Genomic DNA, 10172 nt, shown 5'->3' with positions numbered 1-10172 from the left:
AAGCCTGGCGAGCGGCGGATGATGCCCGACGCCACGAGGGTCGGAGTTTAACCCGCGATCTTGCCGCCGAGCTCATCCTCGATGTGAGCGCGGATGATCTCGTCAAAACTCTTTTCGGCGCTGAAGCCGAGCTCCCGCGACCGCTTTGCCTCGAAGCGCGTCGGCCAGCCCTTGACGATCGCCCAGATCGTGTCATCCGGAACCTCGCGGATCAGGCTTACCGCCTTCGGCCCGGCGATGCGTTCCAGCGCCTCGATCTGCTCGCCGACGGTGACGGCGACGCCGGGCATGGTCAGATTGCGGCGTGGCCCGACAGCGCTGCCGTCGATCCCCGCCGCATGGATCAGGAAGTTGACCGCCGAGCGGGGGCTGGCATGCGTGTGCACGACCGAGCGCGGCACCGGCAGGATCGCCTCATGGCCGCTCAACGGCTCGCGGATGATGCCCGAGAAGAAGCCCGACGCCGCCTTGTTCGGCTTGCCCGGCCGCACGCAGATGGTCGGCAGCCGGATGCCGATACCGTCGAAGAACCCGCGCCTGGAATAGTCGGCCAGCAGCGCTTCGCTCATCTGCTTCTGGGTACCATAAGAGGTCAGCGGCGTCGGATGGAAGTCATCGGGAATGACGTCCGGGAACGGCGCGCCGAACACCGCGATCGACGAGGTGAAGACGACGCGCGGCGCAAAGCCCGCCACCCGGATGGCATCGAACAGGGCGCGCGTGCCATCGAGATTGACGCGGTAGCCGAGTTCGAAATTCGCCTCCGCCTCGCCGGATACGATGCCGGCGAGATGAAAGACGACGTCGGGGCGCGATGCGACCAGGCGCTCGGTGGCACCCGCTTCGGCGAGATCGCCGGTGTGCAGCGTGACGCTGACGCCATCCAGGCTCGGCGCCTGTGGCGGCACGATATCGTGGAGATCGAGCGCGGTGATCTTGCCCCCGCGCAGCGTCCCGTCCTTGGCCAGCCGGGCGATGAGCTTGCGGCCGACCATACCCGCGGCGCCAGTGATCAGAATGCGCATGTCGAAGATCCCTTGCCTATTTACCCTGGTTTTTGCGCTGGTTGCGGGCGCGCAGCCAGAACACCGAGAAGAACGCCAGCACGAAGACGATGCCAAAGGCGCCGGCCAGCACAGTGGAAAGGCTGCCGAGTGCCAGCATCACGGTCGGCAGATAGTAGGCGCCTATACCGAACAGCAGCATGATCCACGCGGCAGCGATGACCGCGTTCCTGGTGTCGCGGTCCATCATGCCGCGTCCGGAGGATGGGCGTTCGTCAAGCTGGTTTTCAAGGTTTTGCAACTCCTGAGGCAGGACGATCGACATCGATCGATCCGGTCCTAGTGATGGTGGTCGTGATATGCAGCCGCTTCATGCTCGTGCCCGTGGTCGTGCTCGTCGCCATCGTCGGCGCATTGCCCGAATTCCGGTTCCACGGTGGCATGGCTGATGCCGTGCTCGCTGGCAAGCCGCTTCTTGACGGCACTCACCGCCTGATGCGCATCGACGCCCTCGTCTAGACAGGCATGCAGCGTCGCCATATTGCTGGTCCCGTCGAGCGACCAGACATGCATGTGGTGCACTTCGCGTACACCGTGGATCGTCGTCTGGATATCCCTGGCGATCAGATCTCGGTCGAGGCTTGGCGGCACGCCCTCGAGCAGGACATGGGCGGCCTCCCGCATCAGCGACCACGCCGTGTAGAGGATCAGCAGTGAAACCAGGACCGACAGGATCGGGTCGATCGGCGTCCAGCCGGTCGCCAGGATGACCAGCGCCGCCGCGATGGCCGCCGCCGAGCCGAGCAGGTCGCCAAGCACATGCAGGATGGCGCCGCGCATGTTCAGGCTCTCGCGGTCGCCGCCATGCAGCACGAAGAACGAGCCGAGGTTCACCAGCAGGCCGAGGATCGCCACCACCAGCATCGGCCCGCCAAGCACCGGCGCCGGCGCCTGCAGGCGTCCCCAGGCTTCATAGACGATCCACAGCGCGATGACGAAGATGGCGATGCCGTTGGTATAGGCCACCAGCGTCTTGACCCGGCCGAAGCCATAGGTGAGGCGAACGGTCGCCGGCCGGCCGCCAAGATGAAACGCATACCAGGCAAGGCCGAGCGCGATCGAATCGGCGAGCATGTGGCCGGCATCGGCCAGCAGCGCCAGCGAGCCCGTGAGGATGCCGCCAAGCGCCTCGGCGACCATGAAGCCGCCGGTCAGGCAGGCTGCGATCAGAACGCGTTTCTTGTCGGTCGAGCCATGCACATGACCAGGGCCGTGACCGTGCCCGGTGTGATCGTGGGTATGTGCCAATAGTGAACTCCTAAGCGCCGAATTCCGCGCGAAAATCCTCGAGCCGTCGCTTCTGCCGGCCGTCGCCATCGAAATTGGCCGGATCGAGCCACGCCTCATAGGCACTGCGCAGCGCCGGCCATTCCTTGTCGATGATCGAATACCACGCAGTGTCGCGGTTTTCACCCTTGACGATGAGATGCTGGCGGAAAATGCCTTCGAACTTGAAGCCGAACCGCTCGGCCGCCCGCTTCGATGGCTCGTTGCGGTTGTTGCACTTCCATTCGTAGCGGCGATAGCCGAGCCCGTCGAAGATGTATTTCATGAACAGGAACTGCGCTTCGGTTGCTCCCGGCTTGCGCGAGATGAGCGGTCCCCAATAGATGTTGCCGATCTCGATGACGCCGTAGGCCGGATCGATGCGCATCAGCGTCTGGCGTCCGGCGACCTTGCCGCTGGCCTTGTCGATGACGGTGAAGAACAGCGGATCCTCGCTGGCCTCGACTTTGTCCAGCCATGGCTGGAAGGCGGCGCGGGTCTCCGGCGGATAATCGGGCAACCAGGCGAAGCGGTCGTCGATATCGGACACGGAGGACGCTTCATAGAGGCCGTCGCCGTGTTTTGCAGCGCTCAGCGGTTCAAGCCGGACGTATCGACCGTCGATGGTCTTGCGTTCAGGCCGCGGACGCGGTTGCCAATCCCTGAGATTTTCCGACACCGAATGCTCCAATCCGTTTGACTTTTGCGGGCTGAGGCTCACAAAAACGCGACCCAACAGCAAGAACCACACGGACGGGAAAAATGCTCCACACGATTTCGGCCTTCGACCGCCTTGGCGAGGAAAACGCCTTCGCCGTGCTTGCGAGGGCCACAGCACTTGCCCAACAAGGCCGCGACATCGTCAATCTCGGCATCGGCCAGCCCGACTTCAAGACGCCGCAGCACATCGTCGAGGCGGCGATCAAGGCGCTGCGCGACGGCCATCACGGCTACACGCCGGCCAATGGCCTGCTGGCGACGCGCGAGGCGGTGGTGCGCCGCACGCTGACCACCACCGGTGTCGAGATATCGCCCGAAACGGTGATGATCCTGCCCGGCGGCAAGCCGACCATGTTCGCCGCGATCCTGATGTTCGGCGAGCCCGGCGCCGAGATCCTCTACCCGGACCCCGGCTTTCCCATCTACCGCTCGATGATCGAGTTCACGGGTGCGGCACCCATTCCCGTGCCGATGCGCGAAGAAAACGGCTTTGCCTTCTCGGCCGAGGAGACGCTGGCGCTGATCACCTCGAAGACCAGGCTGCTGATCCTCAACTCGCCCGCCAATCCGACCGGCGGCGTCACGCCTCGCGCCGAGATCGAGAAACTGGTCAAGGGGCTGGAGGCGCATCCGCAGGTCGCCATCCTCTCCGACGAAATCTACGACGTCATGACCTATGATGGCGAGACGCATTGCTCGCTGCTCGGCTTTCCCGAAATCCGCGACCGGCTGATCGTGCTCAACGGCTGGTCGAAGACCTGGGCGATGACCGGCTGGCGCATGGGCTGGTCGATCTGGCCGAATGGCGACAAGGGCGCCCATCTCTACGACAAGGTGCGCAAGCTGGCGGTCAATTGCTGGTCCTGCGTCAACGCGCCGAGCCAGTTTGCCGGCATCGCCGCCATCGACGGCCCGCAGGACGACGTCGACGAGATGATGCGCGCCTTCGACCGCCGCCGGAAGATCGTCGTCGAGGGACTGAACGCCCTGCCCAACATATCCTGCATCACGCCCAAGGGCGCGTTCTACGCCTTCCCCAACGTCTCGAAGACCGGCTGGAAGGCCAAGAAGCTCGCCTCGGCACTGCTCGACGAGGCCGGCGTGGCGCTGATCGGCGGTCCCGATTTCGGCATTCTCGGCGAAGGCTATATCAGGCTCTCCTACGCCAATTCCGAGGAGAACATCTTGCGCGCGCTGGAGCGGATCGGAGCGTTCCTGGCGAAGTAGGCTTCAAAGCAGGCCGGTGGCCTCTTTCCGGGTGGTTGCGGCTGGCGACAATGATGGTGTCATGATCTGTCCGGACACGCACGGCCAAGGCTGGGCGGGCGTGTCGGGAACCGCTACGCTCCCTGGATCAGGATCGAAGCAGGTGACATAAAATGTTCTACGCAATCCTTGCCTATCACGTGGAAGATGCGATCAAGGCGCTGACGCCGCAGGAAGATGCAGCACTTATGGCCGACCTGCTGAAGATCAACACCCGGCTTCATGAGGAAGGCACGCTGGGGCCGTCCGCGCGTCTGGGCGCAACACAGGATGCCATCACCCTGCGCGGCCCGGGCGACGGTGTGATCATCGACGGTCCTTTCGCCGAAACCAAGGAACAGTTGCTCGGGCTCTATGTCGTCGACTGCGCCACGCGAGACGAGGCCATCGCGATCGCCCGCGACCTTCGCCGCGTCAATCCCACCGCCGTTTACGAGATCAGGCCCATTCTGCTGTTCAAGCCCGGCGTGCCGCTGGCCGGGAAATAAAACCATCCGGCTGGGTCCCCGCTGCTTCGCAGCGTCCCAGCGTTCGCCGGCCTTTCATCGTGCCACTGGCACGATGAATTCGCTTACGCGAACCGGGCTGCTCACCCACGCCCGACAAACGGCATCTTGGTCGCCATCACGGTCATGAACAGCACGTTGGCGTCGAGCGGCAGGCTGGCCATGTGGACGACGGCGTCGGCGACGCGCTGAACATCCATCACCGCTTCGGCTGCGATCGAGCCATTGGCCTGCGGCACACCGACCGTCATCGGCTGCGCCATGTCGGTCAGCGCATTGCCGATGTCGATCTGGCCGCAGGCGATGTCATAGGGCCGACCGTCGAGCGCCAGCGTCTTGGTCAGTCCGGTGATGGCATGCTTGGTCGCCGTGTAGGGCACCGAGCCCGGGCGCGGCGCATAGGCCGACACCGAACCGTTGTTGATGATGCGGCCACCCATCGGCTTCTGCTTGCGCATGGCGCCAAAGGCGGCACGGGCGCACAGGAACGAACCGGTGAGGTTGACGCCGACGATATCGTTCCACACTTCGACCGGTATCTCGTCGATCGGCGTCGATTTGTAGCCCATGCCGGCATTGTTGAAGAGCAGGTCGACACGGCCGAAGGCCGCCGCCACGGTCTCGAACAGATCGTCGACCTCGCCTGCCTTGCTGATATCGCAGGCAACCGCCAGGGCCTTGGCGTCGGTGGACCCGGCCTCAGCCACGGCTGCATCCAGCACGGATTTGCGGCGTCCGCAGAATACCGTGTTCCAGCCGGCCCTGAGCAGCGCCGTGGCGACGCTCTTGCCGATGCCCGTGCCGGCCCCGGTGACGATGGCGGTTCTTTGCTCGGTCATGGCTATTGTCCTCCGGCAGCGCTGCGCTTGCTCGACTGATTTTGGGGGGTTGGCTCGAAAAGGAAGGCATCGCAAATGACGGCGGCGATGGCAAGCGTGTCCATCCGGCCGGACCGACAAAAAGGGCGGCCATTGGCGACCGCCCCTGATCTGAACCGGGCTTGGGAGGAGGAAAAGCCGATCCGACTGTGTTGAATGATGCGCTTGCTGGGTTAATGAGCGGTTAACCCGGAAAGTGCCCCCTGTGCCGTTTTGGCCTACCAGCGCGGATTGGGTGACGTCCCGGCCTTGGCCGGCACCTTGGCCGCCGAAACCGTCGCCTCGACATGGTCGACCAGCGCGTCCGGCAGGCCGAGCCGGCCGGCAAGCAGGTCGAGATAACCGCGCTCGGCGCGTGTGTCGGGATCGATGGTCAGGCGCGACGCCGTGTAGAGTTCGAGCTTCTGCGCATCGGTCTTGGCGCCGGCCACCAGCGTGTCGAGGTCGAGCGGGCTTGCCAGCTCCGCCATCAGGAACTTTTCGGCGTCGGAGCCTATGCCGGCCAGGCTGAGCTTGCCGGCGATCTTCTGGCGCTCTTCATCGTCGATATGGCCATCGGCCTTCGCCGCCGAAATCATCGCCCGCACCAGGGTCAGCGTGAATTCGTCCTCGCCTTGCGGCGCCTGCGACGGGTGGAAGGGGGTATCCTTGGGCGGCGGCAGCAATTCCGGTTCACCGGCCGCCGGTGCTTCCGCGGGCGCGTTGCCGGCCTTGTAATTCTGGTAGGCCTTGTAGGCGAGGCCGCCGATCGCGGCCAGTCCGCCAAGCTTCACCGCGGCGCCCGTCACGTTGCGGCCAGTACCGGTTCCGAGCAGCACCGCGGCCAGCGCACCGGCGGCCAGCGGATTGTCCTTGGCCATCTGCACGGCCTGCCCCGCCTTGTCGCGAACGGTGCCGCTGGTGCCGGGGATTTGCGAGCCGAGCAGATCGTCGAGAAGCTTCTTGGGATCGAACATTCAGTGCCTCCAGGATTTGCCCGGCCAACGGGCGGGTTTCGAACGTCGAAGACGTAGGTCCCGAAACTTGACATTGCAATGACAGGCAGCCGCTTTGCAGCAGCACGATGCTGGATCAGGAGCCGATATGCGGCCCCCTGCCCCGCGCCTGCGCAAGCTCGACCTGGCGCTGGCGCTCGGCATAACGCTGGCGGTCCTCGTCCGAACGCGCATCGAAGCAATGCGGGCACGAAATACCGGCAGCGAATTTGGGCGACGTCAGCTCGCCCGGCGTCAGCGGGTGGCGGCAGGCGCGGCACAGTTCCGCGTCGCCCTCGGCAAGGCCGTGCGACACCGAAACCCGCTCGTCGAAGACGAAGCACTCGCCTTGCCAGAGGCTCTGTTCGGCCGGAACCTCCTCGAGGTATTTGAGGATACCGCCCTTGAGATGGAAGACATCCTCGAAGCCGAGCGATTTGACATAGGCGGTTGCCTTTTCGCAGCGTATGCCGCCGGTGCAGAACATCGCAACCTTGCGGCCTTCGAGCTCCGCCCGGTGCGTTTCCACCCAGGCCGGGAACTCGCGAAAGCTTGCGGTGGCCGGGTCGATCGCACCCTTGAACGTGCCGATCGACACCTCATAGGCGTTGCGCGTGTCGATGATGACAGTGCCGGGCTGCGAAATCAGAGCGTTCCAGTCGGCCGGCGCGACGTAGGTGCCGGCACTTTTCGAAGGATCGATGTCATCGACACCCATGGTGACGATCTCGCGCTTCAGCCGCACCTTCATGCGATGGAACGGCATGTCCGCGGCCGCGCTGTACTTGACCTCGAGTCCGGCAAGCCCTTCGATGGCTTCGAGATACGCGATCAGTTCGGCAATTGCCGTCTCGCTGCCGGCGACGGTGCCGTTGATGCCTTCATGCGCCAGCAGCAGCGTGCCCTTTATGCCGCGCCCGCAGCAGAATGCGGCGAGCGGCGCGCGCAGTTCTTCGAAAGCGTCGAGCCGGGCAAACCGGTAGAGCGCGGCGACGCGAAGGAGTGGAAGTGATGTCATCGCCGAAGCCACTAGACGCTCGAGCAAGCCGATTCAAGGCAAAGCAGGCATCCTGTTCGGCGGGTCACTGGCGCAAATCTGCACCATGGGTGAATTTGTACCATAGCTGAGATCAGGGAGTCAAGAAAAAATTCCTATCCTGAAAAGCCACCGGGACCAAAGCTGTCGGCACCATCGAGCCGGCAGCCACCCTTGTCAACTTGGGCTTGGCGAGTATGGGCGACGCGTGACATCGCGACACGGCCGGTTTCGTGGACAGGAAAACGGCCTTCTGCTAATCGGTTGAATTGTCCCACGCCACGGAGAGACACATGCCCAGCAAGACCGAAAAACTTCTGTCGCTCCTCAACGGCCAGCCCGTCATCCCGGTGCTGAAGATCTCCGATGTCGCCAATGCCGTGCCGCTGGCCCGCGCTCTGGCGCGCGGCGGCCTGCCTGCGATCGAGATCACGCTGAGGACCGCCGACGCGCTGGAAGCGATCCGGCGGGTCGCTGGTGAAGTCGAGGAAGCCATCGTCGGCGCCGGCACCATTCTTGATGCCAGGCAGTTCGAAGAGGCGGCCGCCGCGGGCTCGCGCTTCATCGTCAGCCCCGGCATCACCCGCGAGCTTCTGTCGGCAGCCGCCGCCAGCGATGTTCCGCTGCTGCCCGGTGCGATCACCCCCGGCGAGATCATGGCCGCGCGCGAAGCCGGCTTGCGCTTCCTGAAATTCTTCCCGGCCGAGCAGTCGGGCGGCATCGCTTCGCTGAAGGCCTTCGCCTCGCCGCTCGCCGATGTGAAATTCTGCCCGACCGGCGGCATCTCGGCCAAGAACGCGGCTGACTATCTAAGCCTGCCCAACGTGGTCTGCGTCGGCGGTTCCTGGGTGGCGCCCGACGACCTCGTCAAGGCCGGCAAATGGGACGAGATCGAAGGCTTGGCGCGCGCGGCGAGCAAGCTCACAAAATAAGGCTTTCATGGCGGCATGGAAAAACCCGGCCGACTTGCGTCGACCGGGCTTCCGCCGGATGTTTTTTCCAGGCCTGCCTTGGCCGGATCAGTTGCAGACCCTGACTTCCCTGACCACCCTATGATGATGCTTCCAGGTCGTGACAACCTTGGTCCGGCAGTGCTTCTTCATGTGCATGTGATCGTGGGTCTTGACGACAATGGTTTCGGCCTGCGTAGGGGCGATGGCCGCCGAAGCGGTTGCCAACGCGATGACCGATGCCAGTAGAATCTTCTTCATGGGTATCCCCGGGTTTGAACGAACGAGGGAGAAACCGTTGACGGCCCGAGGCGTTCCACGATCACGGCAATGTCAGGCCGGTGTGATCGGAAGCCGGCGGGCCGCGCGACCGGATCCGGCCACGCAGCAAAAAGCCGCGCTGGTTGCCCGGCGCGGCTTTGTCGGTTGATTTGCCGTCATTTGGTCTGGAAGCGGGCTACCGACATGAACTTGACGGCGTTGCCGGTGAAGCGATTGGCATCGGCCACCTGGCTGCTCGGCTGGAAGCCAGCGGTGTAGACCTCGCTCGGCGGCGTGTGCACGATGCTGTAGGCGTAACCCGGCGCCGTCGTCGCGCTTGAAACGGTGGCGACCTGCTCGCCGCTGGTCAAGGCCCAACGGGCGGCCTGCGGTGCGGCTGCAACCACCATGGCCTTGGGGCCTGGCTTCAGGTCGCGGGCGGTGGCTCTCGATTCCTTGCGGGTCGTCTTGACGCCGGCGCCGATCGCGGCGGCCGGATCGGAACCGACTGGGCGGGCCACGACAGCATCGCGCGGCGATGCGGTGTTGGTGCCCGGATCGTTGAACGCCGAACGCGGCTCGGACCCGGACAAGGAAGCAAGCTGGTAATCGGCCGCACCGACCTGGGCATTGGCCTCGTCGAGCACGGCCTTGACCGCGTCCGGCCTGGCCATCTCGGGCCGCGCCGTCGGCAGCACCGAGAACGCATCGGTCGCGGTCTTGCCTTGGTCGGCCGTCTCGGCCAGCGCCATCAGCACATCCTTGCTGGGCGGCGCAGCCAGAGCGGCCGGCAGCGAATTGTCGGGACGCCATGTCGGCAACGGTATGTTGTTGACCGCGACCTGGGTCGCATCAGCCGAAGCCGTTGCATCGGCCATGCCGAAAGGAACGCTCGCCGGCGCATGCGCGGTCGCCACGGCCTGCTCGGTGGTGGCTGTCGCCTCCGCCATCGCGAAGGGAACATTCTCAGGCTGCTGCGCGCCGACATCGGCTTTCGGCCGCGGTGCGAAATCCGGCAGCGGAATGCTTCGGGCCGGCAATGCCGCGATGATCGTCTCCGGCGTGTCCTGTTCAGGCTCCGGAGCCTGCTGTTCGGTCACCTGCGGAATCTCGGCGCGCCGCGCATTCTCCGGCGCCACGATGGCGATGCCCGGGAGGTTGCTGGTCTTGGCCGCCGCTGCCGGCTTCAGGTTTCTCGCCTTGGGCGGGGGGGCGGCCGAAGCGGTCTCGACATCGGCGCTGTCGTCGGCC

11 protein-coding genes and 1 pseudogene are annotated in these 10172 nt (G+C 64.8%); 3 read left to right on the top strand and 9 right to left on the bottom strand.

The genetic code is table 11. The annotated features are described in order from the left end of the window. Positions 1-47: 47 nt before the first annotated feature. The 4 genes from denD to ENZ74_RS10305 form a co-directional block, all read right to left on the bottom strand. Positions 48-1025, bottom strand: coding sequence for a D-erythronate dehydrogenase (gene denD, locus ENZ74_RS10320; protein ID WP_024502716.1), 978 nt, complete (start codon positions 1023-1025; stop codon positions 48-50). Positions 1026-1041: 16 nt separating this feature from the next. Continuing rightward, a complete protein-coding gene (locus tag ENZ74_RS10315) occupies positions 1042-1254 on the bottom strand; it encodes a hypothetical protein (protein WP_013529748.1) in 213 nt (70 codons plus the stop codon). 89 nt (positions 1255-1343) lie between these two features. After that, entirely contained in the window at positions 1344-2312 is a 969-nt protein-coding gene (locus ENZ74_RS10310; protein ID WP_063168938.1) for a cation diffusion facilitator family transporter, read from the bottom strand. A 10-nt stretch (positions 2313-2322) separates the two neighbouring features. Then, complete coding sequence (locus ENZ74_RS10305; RefSeq protein ID WP_063170329.1) at positions 2323-3009, bottom strand: GNAT family protein; 687 nt, start codon at positions 3007-3009, stop codon at positions 2323-2325. Positions 3010-3092: 83 nt separating this feature from the next. Between ENZ74_RS10305 and ENZ74_RS10300 the strand changes: the two genes are divergently transcribed. Together ENZ74_RS10300 and ENZ74_RS10295 are read left to right on the top strand one after the other, a co-directional pair. Continuing rightward, positions 3093-4277, top strand: a complete 1185-nt coding sequence (locus ENZ74_RS10300) for a pyridoxal phosphate-dependent aminotransferase (protein ID WP_024502719.1) — start codon at positions 3093-3095, stop codon at positions 4275-4277. Positions 4278-4429: 152 nt separating this feature from the next. Beyond that, a complete protein-coding gene (locus tag ENZ74_RS10295; protein ID WP_013529744.1) occupies positions 4430-4804 on the top strand; it encodes a YciI family protein in 375 nt (124 codons plus the stop codon). A gap of 101 nt (positions 4805-4905) precedes the next feature. Here the strand turns inward: ENZ74_RS10295 and ENZ74_RS10290 are convergent, their stop codons facing one another. From ENZ74_RS10290 to ENZ74_RS10280, 3 genes are all read right to left on the bottom strand, one after another. Further along, the gene (locus tag ENZ74_RS10290) at positions 4906-5661 is read right to left on the bottom strand and encodes an SDR family oxidoreductase (protein ID WP_063168939.1); all 756 of its coding nucleotides are present in this window, start codon (positions 5659-5661) and stop codon (positions 4906-4908) included. Positions 5662-5918: 257 nt separating this feature from the next. Beyond that, positions 5919-6656, bottom strand: a complete 738-nt coding sequence (locus ENZ74_RS10285; RefSeq protein ID WP_024502721.1) for a tellurite resistance TerB family protein — start codon at positions 6654-6656, stop codon at positions 5919-5921. 115 nt (positions 6657-6771) lie between these two features. Then, entirely contained in the window at positions 6772-7692 is a 921-nt protein-coding gene (locus ENZ74_RS10280) for a rhodanese-related sulfurtransferase (RefSeq protein WP_013529741.1), read from the bottom strand. A gap of 311 nt (positions 7693-8003) precedes the next feature. Between ENZ74_RS10280 and ENZ74_RS10275 the strand changes: the two genes are divergently transcribed. Continuing rightward, positions 8004-8642 carry a 2-dehydro-3-deoxy-phosphogluconate aldolase gene (locus ENZ74_RS10275; protein WP_027161408.1) on the top strand — a complete coding sequence of 213 codons (639 nt, stop codon included), beginning with the start codon at positions 8004-8006 and terminating at the stop codon, positions 8640-8642. 87 nt (positions 8643-8729) lie between these two features. Here ENZ74_RS10275 and ENZ74_RS10270 read toward each other — a convergent pair whose 3' ends face one another. Then, complete coding sequence (locus ENZ74_RS10270; protein WP_013529739.1) at positions 8730-8921, bottom strand: hypothetical protein; 192 nt, start codon at positions 8919-8921, stop codon at positions 8730-8732. 176 nt (positions 8922-9097) lie between these two features. Then, a pseudogene (locus ENZ74_RS10265) lies at positions 9098-10172 on the bottom strand (peptidase M15); the annotation flags it as partial.

Source organism: Mesorhizobium sp. M7A.F.Ca.CA.002.15.2.1 (assembly GCF_003998715.1).
Classification (GTDB): domain Bacteria; phylum Pseudomonadota; class Alphaproteobacteria; order Rhizobiales; family Rhizobiaceae; genus Mesorhizobium; species Mesorhizobium ciceri.
Note: the sequence above shows the minus strand (reverse complement) of the source record. Positions and strands in the feature narration are given on the sequence as shown.